We start from the raw sequence: 25302 nt of genomic DNA on the forward strand, positions 1-25302 counted from the left end.
CGGTAAAATCCCGGGTTCCCCTCCCGCGGCATTCCCCTACCAGGCTCCACACAGTGTCCCTGCACATCACCGAGTACGAGGGCGGCCAAGCCCTCAGCGACTTCCGGATCCAGCAACTCCTGCCGCGCCTGCAAGCGGTGCACCCCAAGATCGCCGGCGTCGCCGCGCGCTACGTGCACCTGGTGGCCAGCGACCATCCTTTCACCCCCGCGGAAAGCGAGCGGCTCGCGGCCCTGCTGACCTACGGCGAGCCCCATGCCGGTGCATCGGAAGGCGCGCTGGTGATCGTCACGCCGCGCCTGGGCACCGTATCGCCCTGGGCGTCCAAGGCTACCGACATCGCCCACAACTGCGGGCTGGCCATCCGCCGCATCGAGCGCGTCGTCGAGTACCGGCTGCAGATGGAGCGCGGCTGGCTGGGCCAGGGCAAGCTCGATGGCCGGCAGCTGGGCGCCGTCGCCGCGCTGCTGCACGACCGGATGACCGAGAGCGTGGTGGCCGAGCGCGGGGAAGCGCGCCGCCTGTTCACCGAGCTCGATGCCCAGCCGATGGAGCACGTGCCGGTGCTGGCCGGCGGCCGCGCCGCCCTGGAAGGGGCCAACACCCGCTTCGGCCTGGCCCTGGCCGACGACGAGATCGACTACCTGGTGACCGCTTTCCAGCGCCTCGGCCGTGACCCGACCGACGTGGAGCTGATGATGTTCGCGCAGGCGAACAGCGAGCACTGCCGCCACAAGATCTTCAATGCCAGCTTCGCCATCGACGGCGTGGCGCAGGACAAGAGCCTGTTCGGCATGATCCGCAACACCCACCAGCTGAATCCGCAGCACACGGTGGTCGCCTATTCGGACAACGCCGCCATCATGGAAGGCCATGCGGTGGAGCGCTTCGTGCCCGCGGACGGCGGCGTCTACGGCAAGACGGCGGCGACCCACCACGTGCTGATGAAGGTGGAGACGCACAACCACCCGACGGCGATCTCGCCATTCCCGGGCGCATCCACCGGCGCCGGCGGCGAGATCCGCGACGAGGGCGCCACCGGCCGCGGTTCGCGGCCCAAGGCGGGCCTGACCGGCTTCACGGTCTCGAAGCTGTGGGACGGCAAGTTCGGCAAGCCCGAGCACATCGCCAGCCCGCTGCAGATCATGACCGAGGGCCCGCTGGGCGGCGCCGCCTTCAACAACGAATTCGGCCGGCCCAACCTGCTGGGCTATTTCCGCGAGTACGAGCAGGAAGTGGCGGGCGTGGCCCGCGGCTACCACAAGCCGATCATGATCGCCGGCGGCCTGGGCTTCATCGATGCCGGCCTCACGCACAAGATTCCCTTCCCGGCCGGCACCTTGCTGGTGCAGGTGGGCGGGCCCGGCATGCGCATCGGCATGGGCGGTGGCGCGGCCTCGTCGATGGCCACCGGCACCAACACGGCCGAACTCGATTTCGACTCGGTGCAGCGCGGCAACCCGGAGATCGAGCGGCGCGCGCAGGAAGTCATCAACCGCTGCTGGCAGCTCGGGGACAAGAACCCGGTGCTCGCCATCCACGACGTCGGCGCGGGCGGCCTGTCGAACGCCTTCCCGGAGCTGAGCAACGACGCCGGCCGTGGCGCGCGCTTCGACCTGCGCCGGGTGCCGGTGGAAGAGTCGGGCCTGGCGCCCAAGGAAATCTGGTGCAACGAGAGCCAGGAGCGCTACGTGCTGGCCATCGCACCGGAATCGCTGGAGCTGTTCCGCGGCTTCTGCGAGCGCGAGCGCTGCCCGTTCGCCGTCGTCGGCGTGGCCACCGAGGACCGCAAGCTGGTCGTGGCCGACGAGGGCGCGGACACGCCGGTCGACATGCCGATGGAAGTGCTGCTCGGCAAGCCGCCCAAGATGCACCGCGATGCGCGCAGCGTCGCGCGTGAAGTCGCGCCGCTGGACCTGACCGGCGTCGCGCTGCAGGATGCCGCGATCCAGGTCCTGAGCCATCCGACCGTCGCCTCCAAGCGCTTCCTGGTCACCATCGGCGACCGCACCGTGGGCGGCCTCACGCACCGCGACCAGATGGTCGGGCCGTGGCAGGTGCCGGTGGCGGACGTCGCCGTCACGCTGGCCGATTACCGCGGCTTCGCCGGCGAGGCGATGAGCATGGGCGAGCGTTCGCCGCTGGCCGCGGTCGATGCGCCGGCTTCCGGCCGGATGGCGGTGGCCGAGGCCATCACCAACCTGCTGGCCGCGCCGATCGAGCTGCCGCGCGTGAAGCTGTCGGCCAACTGGATGGCCGCCTGCGGGGAGCCGGGCGAAGACGCCGCGCTGTACGAAACCGTGCGCGCGGTCGGCATGGAGCTGTGCCCGCAGCTGGGCGTGTCGATCCCCGTCGGCAAGGACAGCCTGTCGATGCGCACGCAGTGGAGCGCGGACGGCGCGACGAAGAAGGTGACCTCGCCGGTCAGCCTGGTCGTCACCGCCTTCGCCAGCCTGGCCGACGTGCGCGGCACGCTCACGCCGCAGCTGCAGGCCACCGAAGACACCACGCTGGTGCTCGTCGACCTGGGCCGGGGGCGCAACCGCATGGGCGGCAGCATCCTGGCGCAGGCGCTGGAGCAGCCGGGCGGCGCGGTGCCGGACCTGGACGATCCCCAGGACCTGGTGGCCCTGGTCGCCGCCGTCAACGAACTGCGCGCGCAGGGCCGCATCCTGGCCTACCACGACCGCAGCGATGGCGGCCTCTTTGCCGCGGCATGCGAGATGGCTTTTGCCGGCCACGTGGGCGTGGCGCTCAACGTCGACCTGCTGGTCACCGAGGGCGACGGCATCACCGACAGCCGGGCCGAATACGGCGACGCGAAGAACTGGGCGGGCCAAGTGAGTGCGCGGCGCGAGGAGCTGACGCTCAAGGCGCTGTTCAACGAGGAACTGGGCGTGCTGCTGCAGGTGCCCACCGCGCAGCGCAACGAGGTGATGCAGGTACTGCGCGCGCACGGCCTGTCCAGGCACAGCCACTTCGTCGGCAAGACGCGGCCGGCCGGCTCGGAAATCGCCGTCGGCGTGGGCGAGGTGCAGGTCTGGCGTGACACCAAGAGCGTCTTCAGCGCCAGGCTGGCCGATCTGCACCAGGTGTGGGACAGCGTGAGCTGGAAGATCTGCCAGCAGCGCGACAACCCGGCCTGCGCGGACAGCGAGCATGCGGCGGCTGGCGACCCGGCGGATCCGGGCCTGCATGTCTTCCTGCCGCAGGGCTTTGGCGCGGCGCCCGCCGTTCACACGTCGCGGCCCCGCGTGGCCATCCTGCGCGAGCAGGGCGTCAACTCGCACGTCGAGATGGCCTATGCCTTCACCGAGGCCGGCTTCGAAGCCGTCGACGTGCACATGACCGACCTGCAGTCCGGCCGCCATGCGCTGAAGGACTTCCGGGGCGTGGTCGCCTGCGGCGGCTTCAGCTACGGCGACACGCTGGGCGCCGGCATCGGCTGGGCGCGCAGCATCACCTTTAACCCGGTGCTGGCGCAGCAGTTCCAGGCCTTCTTCGGGCGTCCCGACACCTTCGGCCTGGGCGTCTGCAACGGCTGCCAGATGTTCGCCGAACTGGCCGAAATCATCCCGGGCGCCGAGGCCTGGCCGCGCTTCACCACCAACCGCAGCGAGCGCTTCGAGGCGCGGCTGGCGATGGTGGAGGTGCTGGACTCGCCCAGCCTGTTCTTCCAGGGCATGGCCGGCGCGCGCCTGCCGATCGCGGTGGCGCATGGCGAGGGCTATCCGAATTTCGCGCACCGCGGCGATGCGAGCAAGGCGATCGCGGCGATGCGCTTCGTCGACAACCATGGGCAGCCGACCGAGCGCTACCCCTTCAACCCCAACGGCGGGGCGGGCGGATTGACGGCGGTGACGACGGCGGACGGGCGCTTCACCGCGCTGATGCCGCACCCGGAGCGGGTGTTCCGCAATGTCCAGATGTCCTGGACCAGCGGCGATCCGTCGGCCCACAGTCCGTGGATGCAGATCTGGCGCAATGCCAGGAAGTGGGTGGGTTGACGACCCCGGCGTTGTCATCCCGGGCTCGACCCGGGATCCATCTCCTGCGGCTGATCCGGCGACCGGAGATGGATTGCGGGTCAAGCCCGCAATGACATGCGCGCTCAATCAGGCCGCCGGCCGCGTCTTGTAGAACTTCAGCGGCGCCGCCTGCACCTGGTTCAGCACCGCCTTCTTCATCTTCCCCACCACGTGCATCTCGCACGGCTTGCAGTCGAAGCGCAGCGTGAGCTTCTCGCTGCCGTTGATCAATTGCAGCGGTTCGGCCTTGATGGTGCCCTTCACGCCCACCACGCCCTTGGCCTGCTTGGGACACAGGCTCATGGTCCAGCGCACGCAGTGCTTGGTGATCATCAGGCTGACTTCGCCTTCCTCCTCGTGGCTCTCGTAGGCCGCGGCGATCACCTTGACGCCGTGCTTCGCATAGAAGTCGCGCGCCTTGTGGTTGAACACGTTGGCCAGGTAGGTCAGCGTGTCTTCGGGATAGATCGCCGGCGGCTCGACCGGTTGGCCCCGCTGCGGCCGCTCGTAGCCGGCCGCGCGCGCCGCTTCCAGTGCAGCGATCGCATCGCGGCGCAGCGTGTTGACCAGCGAGGGCGGCACGAACCACGAGCCGGATAGCTCCAGCTGGATGTCCAGCGCCGAGAAGATCGTGTTGCCGAAGCGGCCCAGGTGTTCACGCAGGGCGGCGTCCGCATGCGCCGCATCGCGCGCCGGCTGCTTGCCGAATGGCGCGCTGGCTTCACCCAGGTAACCATCCTCGTCGGTCAGGCGCAGCGCGAAGCCGTCCGCCGTTTCGCCGAAGGTCGCCCACACGCCGATGCGGCGGTCGCTCGACTTCTTCTCCAGCACGCGCACCCAGTCCATGTCGCGGTTGCGATTGAGCTGCGTTCCCTTGCGCAGGTCCTTCATGCCGGCGATCGGATCCTTCGGGAACACCCGCCACGCGCCCAGCTTCTGCAGCGGCTCCGCGCGGTTGATCGCCACGCCGACCAGTTCCTTCTGCAGGTCGAAGTAGCAGAGGCCGTCGCCGTTGTGCAGCAGCTTGCTCGCGTCCTGCAGTTCCAGTTCGATGGAGTCGGCGTTGACCTTCGTCACCCAGCCGATCGCCTGGCCGGGATTCTTCGGCGAGTCGAGCGCGGCGATGTCGTCCTGCCGCCCGTTGACGAAGTAGTCGGTGAACTCGCGGTTGAAGTTCTGGTTGGGATCGGGCGTGAAGGTGAACGTGGTGCGGCCGCTGGAGGCGCGCGCCACCGGGAAGCCCGAAGCCTCGCGGTCCTCGATCAGTTCGTCGAACAGCTTGCGGTAGTGGGCCGTGATGTTCTTCACGTAGCCCATGTCCTTGTAGCGGCCCTCGATCTTGAAGCTGCGCACGCCGGCGTCGACCAGCGCGGCCAGGTTGGCGCTCTGGTTGTTGTCCTTCATGGACAGCACGTGCTTGTCGTGGGCCACGAAGCGGCCCTGGCCGTCCACCACCTGGTAGGGCAGGCGGCAGGCCTGGGAACAGTCGCCGCGGTTGGCGCTGCGGCCGGTGTGGGCGTGGCTGATGAAGCACTGGCCGCTGTAGGCGACGCAGAGCGCGCCGTGGATGAAGAACTCCACCTTGCAGCGCTCCGGATCCAGGGCTTCATGGATCTCGCGGATCTGCTCCAGCGTCAGCTCGCGCGCGAGCACCATCTGCGAGAAGCCCACGTCCTGCAGGAACTTCGCCTTCTCCACGGTGCGGATGTCGGTCTGCGTGCTGGCGTGCAGCTGGATCGGCGGCAGGTCCAGTTCCAGCAGGCCCATGTCCTGGATGATCAGCACGTCGGCGCCGGCGTGGTACACATCCCAGGCCATCCTGCGCGCGGCTTCCAGCTCGTCGTCGCGCAGGATGGTGTTGTGCGTGACGAAGATGCGGCTGCCGAAGCGATGCGCGTGCCTGGCCAGGCGTTCGATGTCCTGCACCGAGTTGCTGGCCGAGACGCGCGCGCCGAAATCCGGGCCGCCGATGTAGACGGCGTCGGCGCCGTGGTTGATCGCTTCGATGCCGATGTCGGCATCACGGGCGGGAGCGAGCAGCTCCAGCTGGTGGTACAGGAGGGACATGGGAAGGGGGCCGGAGGGAGCCCCCGATTTTACCGAGCCGCTCCCGGCGGCGCCACCGCCGCGCCTTCGATCCCGTGCCGCTTGAGGGCTTCCGCCACGAAGCCGGAAGCCTTCTGTTCCTCGATGTAGCTGCTGAGCCAGGCCTGCGCCGCCTTACGGCCCTTGGGCACGCCCATGGCCTGCTCGATCACCATGAAGCGGCCCGGCAGCAGGCGCACGCCGCCCACCCGTTTCGCATCCATCTCCAGCTGCTGCTTCACGCCGGCCGCGACTTCCAGGTTCTGCGCCAGGAAGGCGTCCACGACTTCCGGCGAGGTCGGCGTGCGCACCAGCGTCGCCGCCTTGATCTCGCGCGTGAGGAACAGGTCGTAGGCGCTGCCGCGGCCTACCGCGATGCGGGTGCCGGCGCGGTCCACCTCCTCGTTGCGCTGCAGCGGCGAGGCGCTGCGCACCGCATAGGCGCCTTCGATGATGACGTAGGGCGCGGTGTAGTCCATGTCGGCGGCGCGCACCGGGTCGATGGCGACGAAGGCCAGGTCGACCTTGCCCGCCTTCATGGCCTCCACCGTGTTGCCGGCCGAAGTGAAGGTGACGAGTTCGACCGGCAGGCCCAGGCGGCGCCCGGCTTCACGCGCGAGGTCCACCGAGAGCCCGCGCGGCTGGCCGTCCGGCCCGCGGTTGGCGAGGATGGGATTGCCGTAGTTGATCGCGGCGCGCAGCTTGCCGGTGGCCCCGAGTTCCGCCACGGCGGCGGCGGGAGGAGAGGAAGGCGTGGCGGCGCAAGCCGCCAGCAGTGCCGCGGCAGCCGCGGCGCAGAAGTGTCGGCGGGCCAGCATCAGAGGGGGTGAAGTTTGGTCATCGGCGGATTGGAGCGGCCGCGCCGGCCCGCGTCAACGGGGTAACCCAGCCCACTACACTTGCGCCCCAATGCCCCGCAACCGCTACGACCGCATCGACGCCTTGCGTGGCGTCGCCATCGTCTGGATGACGGCCTTCCATTTCTGCTTCGACCTCAGCTACTTCGGCTGGCTCCGGCAGGACTTCTACCGCGACCCGTTCTGGACCTGGCAGCGCACGTGCATCGTGAGCCTGTTCCTGTTCTGCGCGGGCCTCGGGCAGGCGGTGGCGCACGTGCAGGGGCAAGGCTGGCCGCGCTTCTGGCGGCGCTGGGCGCAGGTGGCCGGCTGCGCGGTGCTGGTGAGCATCGGTTCCTGGCTGGTGTTCAAGGACCGCTTCATCCACTTCGGCGTGCTGCACGGCATCGCGCTGATGCTGGTCATCGTGCGCCTCACCGCCGGCTGGGGTCGCATGCTGTGGCTCGCGGGAGCGGTGGCCATCGCGCTGCCGCTCCTGGCACCGCCGCCGCCCTGGGACGTGTTCGATGCGCGCGCGTTGAACTGGCTCGGCTGGATCACGCGCAAGCCGGCGACCGAAGACTACGTGCCGCTGCTGCCCTGGCTGGGCGTGATGTGGTGGGGCATGGCGGCGGGTGGCTGGCTGCTGCAAGCGCGGCCGCAATGGGTGCAAGGGGCCCTGCCGCGCATCGCAGCTCCGCTGGCCTGGCTCGGCCGCTGGAGCCTCAGCTGGTACATGCTGCACCAGCCCTTGCTCTTCGGCGCATTGCTATTGGTGCGATAGCCGTCCCCCGGGCCGCTGTCGGCATCGGACTACAGGGCGCAGGCTCGCGCGCGCCTACCGTGGGCCTTCGGCCACTTTGCCGTGACATCCAGCCCGAGCTCCCATGCCCAAGAACACCAAAGCCGGCGGACCCGCCCAGAAGGTCGCCGCCAAATCAGCCGCCCGCAACACCGACAGCGCGCCCGGCCGCGTGGCGCCCGTCGCCCCGGACGACCTGCCGGCGCGCAGGGCCGCCGAGACCCAGGCACTGGCGGCCGCGATGCCCGCCAACCCCAACAAGGCGGCCGAACACGGCTTCGCCAACGGCTTGCAGCCGCCGGTGGGCGCCACGGTGGAAGCTCCCTCGCGCCTGCCCACCGGCAGCACCTTGTCGGAGGAGAATGGCTCGGAGAAGACCGGCAGCACCGCCGTCGAAGGCCTGAACGCCACCATCGAGCCGCTCGACCGCGTGCGGGTGGACTCCGGCGGCCGCGTGCTCACGACCAACCAGGGCGTGCCCATCGCCGACAACCAGAACTCGCTGAAGTACGGCGTGCGCGGTCCCGCGCTGCTGGAAGACTTCATCCTGCGCGAGAAGATCACGCACTTCGACCACGAGCGCATTCCCGAGCGCATCGTGCACGCGCGCGGCTCCGGCGCGCACGGCTTCTTCGAGTGCCTGGACCCGGCCACCGACATCACGCGTGCCGCGCCTTTCCAGGAGGCCGGCAAGGTGACGCCGGTGTTCGTGCGCTTCTCCACCGTGGCCGGCGAACGCGGCTCCAAGGACACGGCGCGCGACGTGCGCGGTTTCGCCGTCAAGTTCTACACCGACGAAGGCAACTGGGACCTGGTGGGCAACAACATGCCGGTGTTCTTCATCCAGGACGCGATGAAGTTCCCGGACCTCGTGCACGCCGTCAAGCCGGAGCCGCACCATGCGATGCCGCAGGCGGCCAGCGCCCACGATACCTTCTGGGACTTCGTCTCGCTGATGCCCGAGTCGACCCACATGCTGATGTGGGCGATGTCGGACCGCGCCATCCCGCGCAGCTACGCCACCATGGAAGGCTTCGGCGTCCACACCTACCGCATGGTGAACGAGGCCGGTGAGTCGGTGTTCGTCAAGTTCCACTGGAAGCCGAAGTACGGCACCCATTCGCTGGTCTGGGACGAGGCGGTGAAGATCTCCGGCGCCGATCCCGACTTCCACCGGCGCGACCTGTGGGAGCGCATCGAGGGCGGCGCCTTCCCGGAATGGGAACTGGGGCTGCAGGTGTTCACCGAGGAGCAGGCCGACCAGTTCAGCTTCGACATCCTCGATGCCACCAAGATCGTGCCCGAGGAGCTGGTGCCGGTGCGCATCGTCGGCCGCATGGTGCTGAACCGCAACCCGGACAACTTCTTCGCCGAGACCGAGCAGGTGGCCTTCTGCGTCGCCCACGTCATTCCCGGCATCGACTTCAGCAACGACCCGCTGCTGGCCGGCCGCATCCACTCGTACGTCGACACCCAGATCTCGCGCCTGGGCGGGCCAAACTTCCACGAGATCCCGATCAACGCGCCGATCGCGCCGGTGCACAACAACCAGCGCGACGGCATGCACCGCCAGGCGATCCATCGCGGCCGCGTTTCCTACGAACCGAACTCGCTGGGTGGCGGCTGCCCGTTCCAGGCCGGCGCGGCGCAGGGCTTCGTCTCGGTGCCGGCCCGCATCCAGGCCAAGGAGGAACAGGGCAAGGTGCGCGCGAAGCCGGAGAAATTCGCGGACCACTACACGCAGGCGCGGCTCTTCTACGAAAGCCAGACGCCTCCCGAGCAGGCCCATATCGCGGCGGCCTTCCGCTTCGAGTTGTCCAAGCTCACGGTGCCGGCGATCCGCGAGCGCATGGTGGCCTCGCTGCGCAACGCCTCGGAAGACCTGGCGAAGAAGGTGGCCGAGGGACTGGGCATGGAGCTGCCGGCGCCGCTGCCGCTAGCGCTGCCCAAGCCAGCGAAGCCGGAAGTGACGAACTCCCCCGCGCTGTCGCTCATGGCGCGGCCGGGCGAGGGCGGCGTCCGTGGCCGCAAGGTGGCGATCGTGGTCGCCGCGGGGGTCGATGCCGCGGCTGTCGCCGCGATCCAATCCGCGCTAATGGAGCAAGGGGCGGTGGGGCGCATCGTCGCACCGCGCATCGGCCCGGTCGCGGCCCGCGGGGGCAAGCTGGACGCCGACGTCTCGCTCGAGAACGAGCCCGGCTTCCTCTACGACGCGCTGGTGGTGACCGATGGCGAAGGCACGGCCAGCCAGCTGGCGCAGGACGGCCACATGATGGAGTTCCTGAAGGACCACTATCGGCACTGCAAGCCGATGCTGCTGCTGGGCGGGGCCAAGGCCTTGCTGGCGAAGGCCGGCGTGCCGATGACGCTGCCGGACGGCAGCGAGGACAAGGCGCTGCTGCTCGGCGACGCGAGCCGCGTCGGCGCATTCATCGAGGCGCTGGGCAGCCCGCGCGACTTCGCGCGGGAGACCGATCCGCCGCGGGTCTGAGCCCCATGAAAAAACGGCCCTCGCGGGCCGTTTTGCTGGATCCCCGCCTGCGCGGGGATCGAATGACAGGCGCTGCCAGGCAGCGCTTCGTCATTCGATCTTGGCGCTGTTGCGCAGGCCTTCCTGGTAGGCCTGCAGCTTCTGCTGCTGCAGCTGCTGCGCGATCTGCGGGCGCACGTCTTCCAGCTTGGGCAGCTGTGCGTTGCGGATGTCGTCGACGCGGATCACGTGCCAGCCGAACTGCGACTTCACCGGGACGTCGGTGGTCTGGCCCTTGTTCAGCTTCTGCAGCGCGCCGGCGAACTCGGGCACGTAGCTGTTGGGGCTGGCCCAGTCGAGGTCGCCGCCGTTGGCGCCGGATCCCGGGTCCTTGGACTGCTTCTTGGCGATGTCCTCGAACTTCCCGCCCTTCTTCAGGTCGGCGATGATCTTCTTGGCGTCCTCTTCCTTTTCGACCAGGATGTGGCGCGCCTTGTATTCCTTGCCGCCGTTGGCCGCGGCGAACTTGTCGTATTCGGCCTTGACCTCGGCGTCGGTCACCGGGTTGTTCTTCTGCCAGTCGGCGAACAGCTCGCGGATCAGGATGGTCTGGCGGGCCAGCTCGATCTGCGCCTTGTAGTCTTCGCTGGCGTCGAGGCCGCGCTTCTGCGCTTCCTGCAGGAAGATCTCGCGGGCGATGACTTCGTCCTTCAGCTGGCCGGCCATCTCGGGCGACACCGGGCGGCCGGCCTTGGCCAGCTGCTGCTGCAGCATGTCCACGCGCGACATCGGAACCGGCTTGCCGTTGACGATGGCGACGTTCTGCGCCGCGGCGGGCAGGGCGATGCCGATGATGGCCGCGGCGACCGCGGTCAGGAGCACTTGTTTCATGGGAGAGGTCCGTTCGGAAGGGGTCAGATTAAAGCGTCTCGATCGCCAGGGCGTGCAGTCCGCCGTCGAGAAAATCGCGCAGGGCATCATACACAAGCCGATGGGCTGCCACTTTGGGCCGGCCGGTGAAGAAAGGTGAAGCGATCCGCACGCGGAAATGCGTGCCGGCGCCGGTGCCGTCCTGGCCCGCGTGGCCCAGGTGCGCGGCGCTTTCGTCCAGCACTTCGAGCTGCGTCGGCGCCAGCTTTTCTTCGAGCCGGGCCCGCAGGGCTTCGGCGGTGATTCCCGTGCTCACGGCTTTTCGACCGGGACTTCCTTGCCGTCCTTCACGTAGCGGCCCAGGTACAGCGCCTGGCCGATCACGAAGACGGCCATCAGGCCGAGGCCGCCGAACAGCTTGAAGTTCACCCACGTGGCGGTGTCGAAGTGGAAGGCGACCCACAGGTTCAGCACCCCCATCACCGCGAAGAACAGCACCCAGCTCCAGGTCATGGCGCGCCAGGCGGTTTCGGGCAGTTCCAGTTGCGCGCCCATCACCGACTTGAGCAGGTTCTTCCGGAACCCGAGCAGGCCGATGGCCAGCGCGCCGCCCATCAGCCAGTACAGCACCGTGGGCTTCCATTTGATGAAGGTCTCGTCGTGCGCGAGGATGGTCGCGCCGCCGAACACCACGATGATGCCCAGGCTCAGCCACTGCATCGGTTCCACCTTGCCGGTGGAGTAGCGCAGCCAGGCGATCTGGGCGACGGTGGCGGCGATGGCGACCCCGGTGGCGACATAGATGCCCCAGAGCTTGAACGCCACGAAGAACAGGACGATCGGGAAGAAGTCGAGCAGCAGCTTCAATTCAGGCTTTCTTGAAATCGAGCGAGGCGGAGTTCATGCAGTAGCGCAGGCCGGTGTCGGTGGGGCCGTCCGGAAAGACGTGGCCCAGGTGGCAGCCGCATTGCGCGCAGACCGTTTCGGTGCGGACCATGCCGTGGCTGGTGTCGCGGATCTCCTTGATCGCGCCGGGCACGGCCTGCGAGAAGCTCGGCCAGCCGCAGCCGGCGTCGAACTTGGTCGTGGAGTCGAACAGCTTGTTGCCGCAGCAGATGCAGTGGTAGCTGCCGTCGGCCCACACGCGCTCGTACTTGCCGGTGAAGGGCCGCTCGGTGGCGGCCTGGCGGGTCACCTGGTAGGCGCCGGGCTCCGCGCCCTTCCCGGCCAGCAGGGCCTTCCATTCGGCGTCGGTTTTCTGGATCGGGTAGTCGTTGTTCATGAAGAGCAGCTGATCTCGATGTGGGCCGCCCAGTCGGGCGGGAAGCCGGCCTTGTCCTCGTGCGCCGGATGTTCGTCGAACGGGGACTGCACCAGGCGCAGCAGGGCTTCGACCTCGGACATGTCCATTAGTTTCGCCTGGCGGATGGCCAGTTCGCACAAGTGGTTGCGCAGCACGTATTTCGGGTTGGTCCGCAGCATCGCCCGGCCGGCAGTGGGGCGGTCGTCCGGCAGGCGCTCTTCGTACTGTCGGAGCCAGCCGTCAAATCCTTCACGGTCGGGGAAGAGGTCGCGCACCGGCTCCACCGACGCGCCCGCCACGAACCGGGACAGCCGCCGCCAGAAGATCGGGTAGTCGACCCGGCCGGCCGCCAGCTGCTGCAGGATGCCCTCGACCAGCTCACGGTCGCCTTCGCGTTCGCCCACGACGCCCAGCTTGTCGCGCATGCGGCCTTCGAGCTCGCGCGGGAAGACCGTCTTGTACGACTCCAGCGCGGCCAGGGCCAGCTCCTGGTCGCCGATCAGCGGCAACAGGGCCTGTCCCAGGCAATAGAGGTTCCAGTACGCCACGTTCGGCTGGCGGTTGAAGGCGTAGCGGCCGGATTCGTCGCTGTGGTTGCAGATGTGGCCGGGCACGAAGGCGTCCAGGAACTGGAAGGGCCCGTAGTCAATGGTGAGCCCCAGGATGCTCATGTTGTCGGTATTCATCACGCCGTGGCAGAAGCCCACGGCCTGCCACTGCGCCACCATGGCGGCGGTGCGTTCGCTGACCTGTTCCAGGAAAGCGGCGTAGCGGTTGCCGGCCAGGCGCTCCGTGGCCAGGCATTCCGGGTAGAAGCGGGTGATGACGTAATCGGCCAGCTCGCGCAATTCGCCCAGCTGCTCGCGCGCGGCGAAGTGCTCGAAGTGGCCGAAGCGGATGAAGCTCGGCGCCGTGCGCAGGACGACGGCGGCCGTCTCGATCTCCTCGCGCCGCACCGGCTGCGGCGAACCGACGACGGACAGGGCGCGGGTCGTGGGGATGCCCAGCCCCTGCATCGCCTCGGAGCCCAGGTACTCGCGGATGCTCGAACGCAGCACGGCGCGGCCGTCGCCCATGCGCGAGTAGGGCGTGCGCCCGGCGCCCTTGAGCTGCAGTTCCTGCGGTCCCAGGGGCGTCTCCAGTTCGCCGAGCAGGATCGCGCGGCCGTCGCCCAGCTGACCGGCCCAGACGCCGAACTGGTGGCCGCTGTAGACGGTGGCCACCGGTCGGCTGCCGGCAAAGGGAAGGCTGCCCGCGAGCGCCTGCACCCCGGCATCCCCGGCGAGCTGCGCCGCGTCGAGGCCCAAGGCTGTGACCAAGGGTGTATTGAGCGACACGGGGTAGGGCGCCGCCAGCGGCGTGGGGGCGAGCTCCGTGTAGAACGCGGCGCCCAGCGCCGCAAATCCGGTCTCCCAGCGGCGGCCCAGTTCCACGGCGGGCGGCGATTCGACAGCTGATTCCATGCCCCATTGTCCCTTGCGGGACGCAGCCGGGTTGGCTTAGGGGATTCGCTTACTGGTCGGGCTTCCCGTTTGTTACGCATAATTGCCCGCAGCAGAGCTCGCGGTCTGGGCTCCATCCGCTAAGCAAGGGTAGTAAAGAAATGAGTGATTTCTCGCCGCAGGAACAGTCCTTCGCCTTGATGCCCGCCATGCCGGTGGACATGATGCCGCTGCTGGACGCCCCGCCGGTGCTGGAGCTGCCCGCTTCCACCGACGTCCAGCCGCACGAAGTCACGTTCCGGCAGCTGCGCGGCCACGAGATCGGCCGCATCCTGCACCTGCGCGAAGAAATCCGCCTGCCAGCGGCCGCCCGCTCGGACGGCAGCTTTGCCACCCGCGAAAAAAAAGAGACCAGAACGGCATCGTCGGTGCCTTCCTGCGCTACGGCGAATACATCGGCACGCTCCGCGTGCTGCCAATGAGGCAGGGGCTGGCGCCCTGCGACAAGCTGGTCGAACAACACGGTCTGATTGACGAGAGGCTGGAACGCAGCTGGGAAGTCGGCCGCCTGGTGCTGGATCCGCGGTTCCGCGCCGGCCCGGAGCTGCTGCGCCGCTGCCTGTTCCTGACCATGGTGCACACGCTGGAGAACTACGAGCTGGACAACCTGTACGCATCCTGCTCGCCGGTGCTGGGGCGCCTGTACCGCCGCTTCGGCTTCAAGGTGCTGGTGAAGGAAGCCAGCCACGATGCCGACGGCTCCTACTCCCTGATCCACGGCACCGTCCCCGACGTGCTGCGCGCGCTGGCCGGCAACGACGCCGAACGCGAGCTGGCCGAAGAGATCCTGCTCGAACGCGAGTCCGTCGGGATGCTGCAATGACGAAATACCTGCGCAACCTGTACCGCCTCTACGAGGACTACCACGCCTACGGCCCACCGCGGCTGAAGGTGATGGGCATCCTGGGGGCCGCCGCCTACGCGGCCTTCTACCTGCTGCGCTTCACGCGGCCGAACGACCCGCTGCTGCTGGAGGACGTGCCCTACCGCCTGTTCGCGGTGTTCCTGTTCGTCCTGATGGCGCTGCGCGACCAGTGGCCGGAGAGGCTCAAGCCTCTCTACATCCGCTATTCGTATTTCGTCCTGCTTTACTGCCTGCCGTTCTTCAACGTGCTGATCGGCCTGCAGCGCGGCGGCGGGGTCGCGTCGATCTCCAACACATTCATCATGATGTGTTTCCTGGTGCTGCTGACCGACTGGCGCAACACCATGGTGATGCTGCTGACCGGCACGGCCCTGGCCTCCGGCATCTACGTGCTGACGTCGGACAACCCGCGCGTGCCGATGGACCTGGTGGCGCAGCTTCCTGCCTTCGCGATGGTGGTGATCGGCGGCAACCTGTTCAAGTCGAACACCGACAAGATCGACGCGGAACGCAAGCTGCGCGCGACGCAGGCGCTCGCGGGCTCGATCGCGCACGAGATGCGGCATCCGCTGGCGCAGCTGAAGCACAGCCTGGAAGGCATGCAGGAAGTGCTGCCGGCGCCGGGGGCGACGCGCCAGACCGCCAAGCTCGACGCACTGCAGGTGCAGTCGCTGTACCGCCACCTCGCGCGCGGCGAGCAGGCCGTGCAGCGCGGGCTGCAGGTCATTTCGATGACGCTCGACGAGGTGAGCGCGCGGCCGCTGGACGCGAGCACCTTCCGCTACCTGTCGGCCGCCGAAGTGGTGCAGCAGGCGATCGAGGAATACAGCTACGACAGCGATACCGCGCGCTGCAAGGTCAGCGTCACGGTGGCGGCCGACTTCACCTTCAAGGGTGACGAGACGGCCTACCTGTTCGTGCTGTTCAACCTGATCAAGAACGCGCTGTACTACCTGACGCCGTATCCCGACACCTGCGTGACCATCACCGTGGGCGACCAGGAAGTGGTGGTGCGCGACAACGGGCCGGGCATCGCCCCCGACGTCCTGAAAGGCCTGTTCGAACCGTTCCGCTCGGTCGGCAAGTCCGGCGGCACCGGCCTGGGGCTCGCCTATTGCAAGCGCGTGATGCAGGCCTTCGGCGGCACCATCCGCTGCCATTCGGTGCCCGGCCAGTTCACCGAATTCACCATGCGCTTCCCCGCGATCAGCGAGGAGGAGCGCGAGCAGCACCGGCTGGCCGAGGTGGCCCAGGCGCGCACGCTGCTGGCCGGCAAGCGCCTGCTGATCGTGGAAGACGATCCCGTCCAGCGCATGGCCACGCGCCACAAGCTGGGCCCGCTGGCCCTGACAGCCGAACTCGACGAGGCCGCCGACGGCCACGTGGCCCTGGGCCTGCTGGCCCGCCACAGCTACGACATCGTGCTGCTCGACCTGCAGATGCCCGGCCTGGACGGCTACGCGGTGGCCGACAAGATCCGGCGCGAGCCCGGCCCCAACCAGGACGTGCGCATCATTGCCTACACCAGCGAGCCGGCGCACTTCGCGCGCGCCAAGGCACTCAAGGGCGGCATGGACGGCTTCGTCAGCAAGCCCTGCGCCCAGCTGCCGCTGCTGGCGGCGCTGACCCAGATGGTGCAGGCCCCGCGGGGCGGCGCCCTCAGCGCGCCGGGCCGGCTGGCCGGACGCCGCATCCTGCTGGCCGACGACAACGCCTTCAACCGCAAGGCCGTCGCCGCCTATTTGCGCAATGCCGCCGCCAGCGTGATCGAAGTCGACCACGGCCAGGCGGTGCTGGACCAGCTGCGTTCGCACGAGGAAGGCTTCGACGCGGTGATCGTCGACCTGCACATGCCCGGCAAGGATGGCCTTGAGACGGCCCAGGAGATCCGCGCCGCCGCCGAGCCTTGGTCCGCGGTACCGGTGGTCGCGCTGACGGCGCACTCCGACGAGCCGGCCGTGGCCGCCGCGCGTGCCGCCGGCATGGACGGCTTCCTGGTCAAGCCGGTCGACGCCGGCCTGCTCTACGAAACCCTGGTGCGGCTGGTGGCCGGCACGGGCCGCGCCGCGGCCTCCGGGCCGGCGCCCACGCTGGTCGCGCCGACGCCGCCCGCTCCGGCAGCGGCCGACGGCCTGCTGAACGTGCAGCGCCTGGAGAGCTACCAGCGCCTGGGCATGCTGGAAGAGCTGCTGACCGATTACCTGCCGGAAATGGCCCGGCTGATCGGCGTGCTGCGCGAAGCGTCGGACGCCGGCGACCAGGTGGCCAGCCTGGACGCGCTGCATTCGCTGCTGGGCATGAGCGGCGAGGCGGGCGCCCAGGCGCTCTACCAGCAGGTGCGGCGCGTGTACGTTCCGCTGCTGGAGCATGGCGAGTGGCCGGCGGCGCCGGGCTGGATGCCGCAGATGCAGGACCTGGCCGTCCAGACGGAACACGCGCTCAAAGCCTACTGCGCCGCCGAGTCGCACAAGCCCGCCGCCTGATAATCCAGGCATGCAGGCCCACGACCTGGCGGGCGAAGCCCCGTCCATCCTGTTCGTCGACGACGAACCGACCTCGCGCAAGTGGTTTGCCCGCGAATTCGGGGATGAATTCAAGGTCGCCACCGCGGGCGGCGTCGACGAGGCGCTGGCCATCCTGGGCGAGCGCAGCCACGAGTTCGGCGTGCTGGTCACCGACTACCGCATGCCCCAGCGCGATGGCATGAAGCTGCTGCGGGCGGTGCAGCGCGACTACCGCCACGTCGTGCGCCTGCTCGCCACCGCCTATGCCGAGAAGGACGTGGCGATCGCCGCGGTCAACCAGGGCAAGGTGCTGCGCATCCTGGAGAAGCCGCTCGATGGCGCCGCGACGCGCGAGGCGCTGCGCGAAGCCATCGCCATGTTCCGCAGCCAGGCGCTGGAACGCATGCTGAACGAGGGCCGCGTGGCGGCGCTGCGCGAGGCCATCGGCTTCCTGGCGCACGAACTGAACACCCCCCTGGCCACGGTGCGGGGCTACGTCAGCACGGTGGCGGCGCGGCACGTCCCGCCCACGGCCGACTCGCCGCCGGGCCTGGCGCAGTTCACCGAGGACCATCCGGGCGAGATCGTGGCGGCGCTGGAACGGGCCGAGCGGCGCGCGCTGTACGCGCAGTCGCTGGTGTCCACCTTCGTGCAGTCGGCGCGCGACGCCTATCCGGGCGCGCTGCCGCAGTCGATCACGGCCAGCAGCCTGGTGGGCGCGCTGCTCGACGAATTTCCCTTCGAAGGCAACGAGCGTGCGATCGTCACCAGCGACGTGCAGCGCGATTTCTCGCTGCCGGGACGGCGCGACTTGCTGTACCTGGTGCTGTGCACGCTGACCAAGAACGCGCTGCTGGCCCTGCGCGGGCAGTCCGCCCCGCAGCTGCGGCTGGAGGTGAACTGCGACCCGCAAGGCCTCCACGGCCGGCGCGCCTGGATCCAGTTCAAGGACAACGGCCCGGGCATCCCGCCGGCGGTGCTGGCCAAGCTGACGCGCGAGCCGGTCACCACGCGCGGCGAGAGCGGCGGCAACGGCATGGGCCTCATGTTCTGCAACCGCGTGATGCAGGCCATCAGCGGGTCGATCGACGTGCAGTCGGAGCTGGGGCAGGGGACGGCCGTGACGCTGTATTTCCGGCCGGTGGACGAAAGGGCGCCTTAGCAAGGCCGCGCGGCCGGGTTAGCATCCGCTCCACAAGACATCGCATGGAGACTGGAATGCTGGGCCTGATGCAAAGCCAACCGCTGCTGATTTCGTCGCTGATCACGCATGCGGAACGCCACCACGGCGACGCCGAGATCGTGTCGCGCCGGGTCGAGGGCGACATCCACCGCTACCAGTGGCGCGACGTCGCCCGCCGGGCGAAGCAGGTGGCGCATGCGCTGGACGGCATGCAGCTGCTGTTCTCCGACCGCGTGGCCACGCTGGCCTGGAACGGCTACCGCCACCTGGAGCTGTACTTCGGCGTCAGCGGCTCGGGCCGCGTGCTGCACACGCTCAACCCGCGCCTGCATCCGGAGCAGATCGCCTGGATCGCCAACCACGCCGAAGACCAGGTCCTGTGCTTCGACATGACCTTCCTGCCGCTGGTGCAGGCCATCCACGCCAAGTGCCCCGGCATCCGCCAGTACGTGGCGCTGTGCGAGGCCGACAAGCTGCCCAGGGACAGCGGCGTGCCCAACCTGGTCGCCTACGAGGACTGGATCGGCGCCCAGCCCACCAGCTACGACTGGCCGACCTTCGACGAGAACTCGGCCTCCAGCATGTGCTACACGAGCGGCACCACGGGCAACCCGAAGGCGGCGCTCTACAGCCATCGCTCGACCATCCTGCATGCCTACGCCGCAGCGCTGCCGGACGTCATGAGCCTGTCGGCGCGCGACTCGGTGCTGCCGGTGGTGCCGATGTTCCACGTCAACGCCTGGGGCATCCCGTATTCGGCGGCGCTCACCGGCTGCAAGCTGGTGTTCCCCGGCCCGGCGCTGGACGGCAAGTCGGTGTACGAGCTGATGGAGGCCGAAAAGGTCACATACGCGGCCGGCGTGCCGACCGTGTGGCAGATGCTGCTGTCGCACATGAAACCCAACGGCCTGAAGTTCAGCACCCTGAAGCGCACCGTGATCGGCGGCTCCGCCTGCCCGCCCGCGATGATCGACGCCTTCCGCGAGGACTACGGCGTGGAGGTGCTGCATGCCTGGGGCATGACCGAGATGAGCCCGCTGGGCACGCTGTGCACCTTGAAGAACAAGCACCTCACGCAGCCGCCGGCGGACCAGATGAAGATCCGCCTGAAGCAGGGCCGCGCGATCTACGGCGTCGACATGAAGATCGTGGACGACAACGGCGAGGAACTGGGCTGGGACGGCAAGGCCTTCGGCGACCTCTACGTGAAAGGCCCCTGGGTGGTGCGCGAGTACTTCAAGGGCGAGGGCGGCAACCCGCTGGTGGACGGCTGGTTCCCCACCGGCGACGTCGCCACCATCGACCCCGACGGCTACATGCAGATCACCGACCGCAGCAAGGACGTGATCAAGTCCGGCGGCGAGTGGATCAGCTCGATCGACGTGGAGAACATCGCGATGGCGCACCCGGCGGTGCAGATGGCCGCCTGCATCGGCATGCGGCACCCCAAGTGGGACGAGCGGCCCATCGTCGCCGTGGTGAAGAAGCCGGGCATGGACGTCAGCCGCGAGGAGCTGCTGAAGTTCTACGAAGGCAAGATCGCCAAGTGGCAGGTGCCCGACGACGTGGTGTTCGTCGAAGCGATCCCGTTGGGCGCGACGGGCAAGATGCTCAAGACGCGGCTGCGCGAGCAGTTGAAGGACTATCGCCTGCCGACGGCGTGAGCAGCATGTCGCGTTCGCGATAGCTGCGGCCCCTGCTTACGGGCAATCCCTGACCGCAGCGCTGCAACTTCCCTAGTACTCTGCGGCCTGTCACAGACCACAGGAGACAGGCCCCATGAAGTACCAGCTGAAGATCGTCGCCGCCGCCGCCGCCATGGCGCTGGCCGGCACTGCGTTCGCGCAGAAAGGCGAGACCGTCAAGATCGCCTTCATGGACCCGCTGTCCGGCCCCTTCGCCAACGTCGGCCAGAACCAGCTGAAGAGCTGGCAGTTCGCCGCCGAGAAGCTCTCGGGCAAGAATCCGGCGGGCGTGAAGTTCGAAGTCACCGGCTTCGACAACAAGGGCTCGCCGCAGGAGAGCCTGAACACGCTGAAGGCCGCCATCGACCAGGGCTTCCGCTACATCACCCAGGGCAACGGCTCGGGCGCCGGCCTGGCGCTGGAGGACGCGGTTTCCAAGTACAACGAGCGCAACCCCGGCAAGGAAGTCATCTACCTGAATTACGCCGCGGTCGACCCCTCCATGACCAACGAGAAGTGCGACTACTGGCACTTCCGCCTGGACGCCGACACCTCGATGAAGATGGAGGCGCTGACCACCTTCATGAAGGACCAGCCCAAGGTCAAGAAGGTCTACGTCATCGGCCAGAACTACTCGCACGGCCAGCAGGTCGCCAAGTACTTCAAGGACGCCATCGGCCGCAAGCGCCCCGACGTGCAGATCGTCGGCGAGGACCTGCACCCGATCGGCCAGGTCAAGGACTTCGCGCCCTACGTCGCCAAGATCAAGCAGTCGGGCGCCGACAGCGTGCTGACCGGCAACTGGGGCCAGGACCTCACGCTGCTGGTCAAGGCGATGAACGACGCCGGCCTGAAGATCCCGATGTACACCTACTACGCCGGCGTGACCGGCACGCCCACGGCGCTGGCCGCCGGCGGCGACAGCGAGGTCTACGTCGTGGCCTACGGCCACGCCAACCACGGCGGCGAGCTGGGCCAGATCGGCGCCGAGTTCAACAAGAAGTTCGACGACGACTACTACACCTACGCCACCTACAACGGCATCAACCTGCTGGGCGCGGCCATGGCGAAGGCCAAGAGCACCAACCCGGTGGCGGTGGCCAAGGCGATGGAAGGCCTGACGGTCAAGAGCTTCGGCGGCGACGTCACCATGCGCGCGTCCGACCACCAGCTGCAGCAGGCGATGTACATCACCAAGTGGCAGAAAGCGAAGAAGGGCGAGTACAGCGTCGAGAAGACCGGCTACACCTTCGTGCCGATCAAGCAGATGGACCCGTACGTGTCCAGCACGCCCACCAGCTGCCAGATGAAGCGTCCCGCGGGCTGACGCGCAAGCGACGAAAACAGCCGGGACCCGGACGTCCCGGCTTTTTTTTGTGCAGCGCAACCTGCACAATGCAGGCGGGCCCCTAACGAAGAAAAGAAACGAAAGCGGATGGAGTTCTTCACGATCTCGCTCCTGAACGGCATCAGCTACGGGCTGCTGCTGTTCATGCTCAGTTCCGGCCTCACGCTGATCTTCAGCATGATGGGCGTCCTGAATTTCGCGCACGCCAGCTTCTACATGCTGGGCGCCTATTTCGCATACAGCACCACGCAGCTGCTCGGGTTCTGGCCGGCGCTGGTGATCGCGCCGCTGCTGGTGGCGGGCATAGGCGCGCTGTTCGAGAAGTACGCGCTGCGCCGCGTCCACAAGTACGGCCACGTGGCGGAGCTGCTCATCACCTTCGGGCTGTCCTTCATCATCCTCGAGATGGTGCAGCTGGTGTGGGGCACGAGCTCGGTCGACTACCGCGTGCCGCCGCTGCTGGCGGGCCCCCTGTTCACGCTGTACGGCACGCAGTTCCCGCTGTACCGCGGCTTCATGATGCTGGTGGCGCTGCTGATGCTGGTGGCGATCTGGCTGCTGCTCACCCGCACCCGCATCGGCCTGGTGATCCAGGCGGCGCTGACGCATCCCGAGACGGTGGAGGCGCTGGGCCACAACGTGCCGCGCGTCTTCATGCTGGTGTTCGGCGGCGGCTGCGCGCTGGCGGCGCTGGCGGGCGTGATCGGCGGCAACGCCTTCGTCACCGAGCCCGGCATGGCGGCCACGGTGGGCTCGGTGATCTTCGTCGTGGTGGTGGTCGGCGGCATGGGCTCGCTGGCCGGCGCCTTCGTCGCCTCGCTGCTGATCGGCATCATCCAGACCTACGCGGTGGGCATCGACGCTTCGCTGATGGGCGCCGCGCACACACTGGGCCTGAACGTCACGCCGGCGACCTTCGGCTACGCCGTGTGGAAGCTGAAGATCTCGCAGATCGCGCCCATCCTGCCCTACATGTTCCTGGTGCTGATCCTGATCTTCCGGCCCAAGGGCCTCCTCGGCACGCGGGAGGGCTGAAGACGTGGCCAAGGACTTCTACGAATTCAAGCCCTACAACGTCGGCCGCTGGCTGGTGTGGGGCGGCTACGCCCTGATCCTGGCGGCGGCGCCCATGCTGTTTACCAGCAGCCTGGCCCACACGATGCTGTCGCAGATGGGTATCGCGATCATCGTCTGCCTCTCGTACAACATGCTGCTGGGACAGGGCGGCATGCTCAGTTTCGGCCACGCGGTGTATTCGGGCCTGGGCTCCTTCCTCGCCATCCACACGCTGAACCTGGTGGGCAAGGGCCAGTGGCCCATCCCGGTGAGCCTGGTGCCCATCGTCGGCGGCCTCGCCTCGGCGGTGTTCGCCGTGCTGTTCGGGTACGTGACCACCAAGAAGGCGGCGACGCCCTTCGCGATGATCACGCTGGGCATCGGCGAGCTGGTCTGGGCCTCGTCGCTGATGTTCCCCGAGTTCTTCGGGGGCGAAGGCGGCATCTCCAGCAACCGCGTCGCCGGTCCCAGGCCGCTGGGCATCACCTTCGGCCCGCAGATCCAGCTGTACTACCTGATCGCGGTCTACACCTTCGTCTGCACCGGGCTGATGTTCGCCTTCACGCGCACGCCGCTCGGTCGCATGATCAACGCGGTGCGCGACAACCCCGAGCGGGTGGAGTTCGTCGGCTACGACACGCAGAAGGTGCGCTACATCGTCTTCATCATCGCGGCCTTCTTTGCCGGCATCTCCGGCGGCCTGGCGGCACTCAACTTCGAGATCGTGACGTCGGAAGTGGTGAGCGGCTACCGCTCGGGCGCCTACCTGCTCTTCACCTTCCTCGGCGGCGCGACCTTCTTCTTCGGCCCCATCATCGGCGGCGTGCTGATGGTGCTGGCCTTCGTGCTGCTGTCGGAGTTCACCAAGGCCTGGCTGCTGTACCTCGGGCTGGTCTTCCTGTTCATGGTGATGTACGCGCCCGGTGGCATCGCCAGCCTGATCATGATGAACCTGCGGGTGGCGTCCTTCGGGCGCCTGAAGGACCTGTGGGTCAGCTACCTGGCGCTCGCGGTGACGGCGCTGATCGCGCTGCTGGGCGCCGGCGTGATGATCGAGATGGTCTACCACCTGCAGCTGAATGCGGCGCTCGGCCCGAAGCTGAACTTCATGGGCGCCTCGTTGAACGCCAAGGGCGCGGACAGCTGGTTCGGCGCCGCCTTCGTGATGCTCACCGGCATCGGCCTGTTCGAGGTCGCGCGCCGCCAGTACAGCCGCCAGTGGGGCGAGATCCAGGAATTCATCGAAAAAGAAGTGAAGCGGAGGGAGACGCTTTGACCGCCCCGGCATTGGAGTTGCGCGACCTGCGCAAGAGTTTCGGCAAGACCGAGATCATCCGCGGCTGCAGCCTGCAGGTGCAGCCGGGCGAACGCGTCGCCGTGATCGGCCCCAACGGCGCCGGCAAGTCGACGCTGTTCAACCTGATCAGCGGCCGCTTCGCCCCTTCCGGCGGCGAGGTGCTGCTGAACGGCACCCGCATCGACGGCAAGAAGCCCTTCGAGATCAACCGGCTGGGCCTGTCGCGCAGCTTCCAGATCACGAACATCTTCCCCAAGCTGTCGGTGTTCGAGAACCTGCGCTGCGGCGTGCTCTGGAGCCTGGGCTACCGCTACACCTTCCTCAAGTTCCTGGCCGACCTGGACGACGCCAACGAGCGCGCCGAGGAGCTGATGGAGCGCATCCGGCTGCACAAGAAGCGCGACGTGCTGGCCGTGAACCTCACCTATGCGGAGCAGCGCGCGCTGGAAGTCGGCATCACCATTGCCGGCGGCGCCAACGTGATCCTGCTGGACGAACCGACGGCGGGCATGAGCCGCGAGGAGACGCGCCGCTTCATCGCGCTGATCAAGGAAGTGACGGTGGGCAAGACCCTGTTGACGGTGGAGCACGACATGGGCGTGGTGTTCGGCCTGGCCGACAAGATCGCGGTGGTGGTCTACGGCGAGATCATCGCCTTCGACACGCCGGAGGCCGTGCGCGCCAACCAGAAGGTGCAGGAGGCCTACCTCGGGTCTTCCGTGGCCGACCAGCAGGCGGGAGCGCACTGATGCTCAAGGTCGCCAACCTGCATGCCTTCTACGGCAAGAGCCACGTCCTGCATGGCGTGGAGTTCGACGTGGGCGAGGGCGAGATCGTCGCCCTGCTGGGACGCAACGGCTCGGGCCGGTCCACCACCGCCAAGGCCATCATGGGCATGGTGGAAGCGCACGGGGACGTCGTGTTCAAGGGCCAGGCCATCCAGGGCCGCAAGCCCTACGAGATCGCGCACCTGGGCCTGGGCTACGTGCCCGAGAACCGCGACATCTTCCCCAAGCTCACGGTGCACCAGAACCTGATGCTCGGGCAGAAATCGGCGAAACAGGCCGGCCGCTGGAGCTTCGACGACATGTACGGCATGTTCCCGCGCCTGAAGGAACGGCAGCACACCGAAGCCGGCGTGTTGTCCGGCGGCGAGCAGCAGATGCTGACGCTGTGCCGCACCCTGATGGGCGACCCGGAACTGATCATCATCGACGAGCCGACCGAGGGCCTGGCCCCCAAGATTGTCGAGCTGGTCGGCGAGTACCTGAAGACCCTGAAATCCCGCGGCGTGTCGGTGCTGCTCATCGAGCAGAAGCTGACCATCGCCATGGCGATTTCCGATCGGGCGCTGGTGATGGGCCACGGCAGCATCGTGTTCCAGGGCACCCCGGACACGCTGCGCGCGGACGCCTATATCCGCAAGGAGTGGCTGGAGGTATAACCTCCCGCAAGCCCCGTGTCCCTC

20 protein-coding genes are annotated in these 25302 nt (G+C 68.1%); 13 read left to right on the top strand and 7 right to left on the bottom strand.

The features are described 5' to 3' along the window. The first annotated feature begins 53 nt into the window (after window positions 1-53). Entirely contained in the window at window positions 54-4007 is a 3954-nt protein-coding gene (purL, locus tag LZ009_RS11820; RefSeq protein ID WP_275698125.1) for a phosphoribosylformylglycinamidine synthase, read from the top strand. 108 nt (window positions 4008-4115) lie between these two features. Here purL and LZ009_RS11825 read toward each other — a convergent pair whose 3' ends face one another. Both LZ009_RS11825 and LZ009_RS11830 read right to left on the bottom strand, forming a co-directional pair. After that, window positions 4116-6095: a peptidase U32 family protein gene (locus LZ009_RS11825; protein WP_275698126.1), complete on the bottom strand. Its 1980-nt coding sequence runs from the start codon at window positions 6093-6095 to the stop codon at window positions 4116-4118. Window positions 6096-6124: 29 nt separating this feature from the next. Continuing rightward, window positions 6125-6931, bottom strand: a complete 807-nt coding sequence (locus LZ009_RS11830) for an ABC transporter substrate-binding protein (protein WP_275698127.1) — start codon at window positions 6929-6931, stop codon at window positions 6125-6127. A gap of 91 nt (window positions 6932-7022) precedes the next feature. On the opposite strand from LZ009_RS11830, the gene LZ009_RS11835 reads away from it, so the two are divergent. Then, complete coding sequence (locus LZ009_RS11835) at window positions 7023-7733, top strand: heparan-alpha-glucosaminide N-acetyltransferase (protein ID WP_275698128.1); 711 nt, start codon at window positions 7023-7025, stop codon at window positions 7731-7733. Window positions 7734-7836: 103 nt separating this feature from the next. After that, the gene (locus LZ009_RS11840) at window positions 7837-10242 is read left to right on the top strand and encodes a catalase (RefSeq protein WP_275698129.1); all 2406 of its coding nucleotides are present in this window, start codon (window positions 7837-7839) and stop codon (window positions 10240-10242) included. 90 nt (window positions 10243-10332) lie between these two features. Here the strand turns inward: LZ009_RS11840 and LZ009_RS11845 are convergent, their stop codons facing one another. From LZ009_RS11845 to LZ009_RS11865, 5 genes are read right to left on the bottom strand one after another with little or no spacing between them, the layout of a single operon-like run. After that, window positions 10333-11112, bottom strand: a complete 780-nt coding sequence (locus LZ009_RS11845; protein ID WP_275698130.1) for a peptidylprolyl isomerase — start codon at window positions 11110-11112, stop codon at window positions 10333-10335. 28 nt (window positions 11113-11140) lie between these two features. Then, window positions 11141-11407, bottom strand: coding sequence for a BolA family protein (locus tag LZ009_RS11850; RefSeq protein ID WP_275698131.1), 267 nt, complete (start codon window positions 11405-11407; stop codon window positions 11141-11143). Then, complete coding sequence (locus LZ009_RS11855) at window positions 11404-11958, bottom strand: septation protein A (protein WP_275698132.1); 555 nt, start codon at window positions 11956-11958, stop codon at window positions 11404-11406. The genes LZ009_RS11850 and LZ009_RS11855 overlap by 4 nt, the downstream gene beginning before the upstream one ends. A 1-nt stretch (window position 11959) precedes the next feature. Continuing rightward, on the bottom strand, window positions 11960-12373 hold the full coding sequence (gene msrB / locus LZ009_RS11860; RefSeq protein WP_275698133.1) for a peptide-methionine (R)-S-oxide reductase MsrB: 414 nt from the start codon (window positions 12371-12373) through the stop codon (window positions 11960-11962). Then, a complete protein-coding gene (locus LZ009_RS11865; RefSeq protein ID WP_275698134.1) occupies window positions 12370-13857 on the bottom strand; it encodes a protein adenylyltransferase SelO in 1488 nt (495 codons plus the stop codon). The genes msrB and LZ009_RS11865 overlap by 4 nt, the downstream gene beginning before the upstream one ends. A 140-nt stretch (window positions 13858-13997) precedes the next feature. Here LZ009_RS11865 and LZ009_RS11870 point away from each other — a divergent pair, with 140 nt between their 5' ends. The 10 genes from LZ009_RS11870 (at window position 13998) to LZ009_RS11915 (ending at window position 25278) form a co-directional block, all read left to right on the top strand. Beyond that, window positions 13998-14318, top strand: coding sequence for a hypothetical protein (locus tag LZ009_RS11870; RefSeq protein WP_275698135.1), 321 nt, complete (start codon window positions 13998-14000; stop codon window positions 14316-14318). Continuing rightward, the gene (locus tag LZ009_RS11875; protein ID WP_275698136.1) at window positions 14315-14719 is read left to right on the top strand and encodes an N-acetyltransferase; all 405 of its coding nucleotides are present in this window, start codon (window positions 14315-14317) and stop codon (window positions 14717-14719) included. Before LZ009_RS11870 ends, LZ009_RS11875 begins: the two co-directional genes overlap by 4 nt. After that, window positions 14716-17244, top strand: coding sequence for an ATP-binding response regulator (locus LZ009_RS11880; protein WP_275698137.1), 2529 nt, complete (start codon window positions 14716-14718; stop codon window positions 17242-17244). Before LZ009_RS11875 ends, LZ009_RS11880 begins: the two co-directional genes overlap by 4 nt. 10 nt (window positions 17245-17254) lie before the next feature. Continuing rightward, entirely contained in the window at window positions 17255-18427 is a 1173-nt protein-coding gene (locus LZ009_RS11885) for a hybrid sensor histidine kinase/response regulator (RefSeq protein ID WP_275698138.1), read from the top strand. A 56-nt stretch (window positions 18428-18483) separates the two neighbouring features. Next, entirely contained in the window at window positions 18484-20112 is a 1629-nt protein-coding gene (locus LZ009_RS11890) for a 3-(methylthio)propionyl-CoA ligase (protein WP_275698139.1), read from the top strand. Window positions 20113-20227: 115 nt separating this feature from the next. Continuing rightward, window positions 20228-21460: a branched-chain amino acid ABC transporter substrate-binding protein gene (locus LZ009_RS11895; RefSeq protein WP_275698140.1), complete on the top strand. Its 1233-nt coding sequence runs from the start codon at window positions 20228-20230 to the stop codon at window positions 21458-21460. 108 nt (window positions 21461-21568) lie between these two features. Beyond that, complete coding sequence (locus tag LZ009_RS11900) at window positions 21569-22516, top strand: branched-chain amino acid ABC transporter permease (protein WP_275698141.1); 948 nt, start codon at window positions 21569-21571, stop codon at window positions 22514-22516. 4 nt (window positions 22517-22520) lie between these two features. Further along, entirely contained in the window at window positions 22521-23813 is a 1293-nt protein-coding gene (locus LZ009_RS11905) for a branched-chain amino acid ABC transporter permease (RefSeq protein WP_275698142.1), read from the top strand. Further along, complete coding sequence (locus LZ009_RS11910; protein WP_275698143.1) at window positions 23810-24583, top strand: ABC transporter ATP-binding protein; 774 nt, start codon at window positions 23810-23812, stop codon at window positions 24581-24583. Before LZ009_RS11905 ends, LZ009_RS11910 begins: the two co-directional genes overlap by 4 nt. Continuing rightward, on the top strand, window positions 24583-25278 hold the full coding sequence (locus LZ009_RS11915; protein WP_275698144.1) for an ABC transporter ATP-binding protein: 696 nt from the start codon (window positions 24583-24585) through the stop codon (window positions 25276-25278). Before LZ009_RS11910 ends, LZ009_RS11915 begins: the two co-directional genes overlap by 1 nt. Window positions 25279-25302: the final 24 nt, after the last annotated feature.

Source organism: Ramlibacter paludis (assembly GCF_022012305.1).
Classification (GTDB): Bacteria; Pseudomonadota; Gammaproteobacteria; order Burkholderiales; family Burkholderiaceae_C; genus Ramlibacter; species Ramlibacter paludis.

Coding starts and splice junctions, on each gene's coding strand:
- LZ009_RS11830 (WP_275698127.1), bottom strand. CDS start 6,931: ATGCTGGCCCGCCGACACTTCTGCGCCGCGGCTGCCGCGGCACTGCTG.
- LZ009_RS11845 (WP_275698130.1), bottom strand. CDS start 11,112: ATGAAACAAGTGCTCCTGACCGCGGTCGCCGCGGCCATCATCGGCATC.
- LZ009_RS11890 (WP_275698139.1), top strand. CDS start 18,484: ATGCTGGGCCTGATGCAAAGCCAACCGCTGCTGATTTCGTCGCTGATC.
- LZ009_RS11880 (WP_275698137.1), top strand. CDS start 14,716: ATGACGAAATACCTGCGCAACCTGTACCGCCTCTACGAGGACTACCAC.
- LZ009_RS11875 (WP_275698136.1), top strand. CDS start 14,315: ATGAGGCAGGGGCTGGCGCCCTGCGACAAGCTGGTCGAACAACACGGT.
- LZ009_RS11865 (WP_275698134.1), bottom strand. CDS start 13,857: ATGGAATCAGCTGTCGAATCGCCGCCCGCCGTGGAACTGGGCCGCCGC.
- msrB (WP_275698133.1), bottom strand. CDS start 12,373: ATGAACAACGACTACCCGATCCAGAAAACCGACGCCGAATGGAAGGCC.
- LZ009_RS11895 (WP_275698140.1), top strand. CDS start 20,228: ATGAAGTACCAGCTGAAGATCGTCGCCGCCGCCGCCGCCATGGCGCTG.
- LZ009_RS11900 (WP_275698141.1), top strand. CDS start 21,569: ATGGAGTTCTTCACGATCTCGCTCCTGAACGGCATCAGCTACGGGCTG.
- LZ009_RS11840 (WP_275698129.1), top strand. CDS start 7,837: ATGCCCAAGAACACCAAAGCCGGCGGACCCGCCCAGAAGGTCGCCGCC.
- LZ009_RS11915 (WP_275698144.1), top strand. CDS start 24,583: ATGCTCAAGGTCGCCAACCTGCATGCCTTCTACGGCAAGAGCCACGTC.
- LZ009_RS11835 (WP_275698128.1), top strand. CDS start 7,023: ATGCCCCGCAACCGCTACGACCGCATCGACGCCTTGCGTGGCGTCGCC.
- LZ009_RS11885 (WP_275698138.1), top strand. CDS start 17,255: ATGCAGGCCCACGACCTGGCGGGCGAAGCCCCGTCCATCCTGTTCGTC.
- LZ009_RS11825 (WP_275698126.1), bottom strand. CDS start 6,095: ATGTCCCTCCTGTACCACCAGCTGGAGCTGCTCGCTCCCGCCCGTGAT.
- LZ009_RS11870 (WP_275698135.1), top strand. CDS start 13,998: ATGAGTGATTTCTCGCCGCAGGAACAGTCCTTCGCCTTGATGCCCGCC.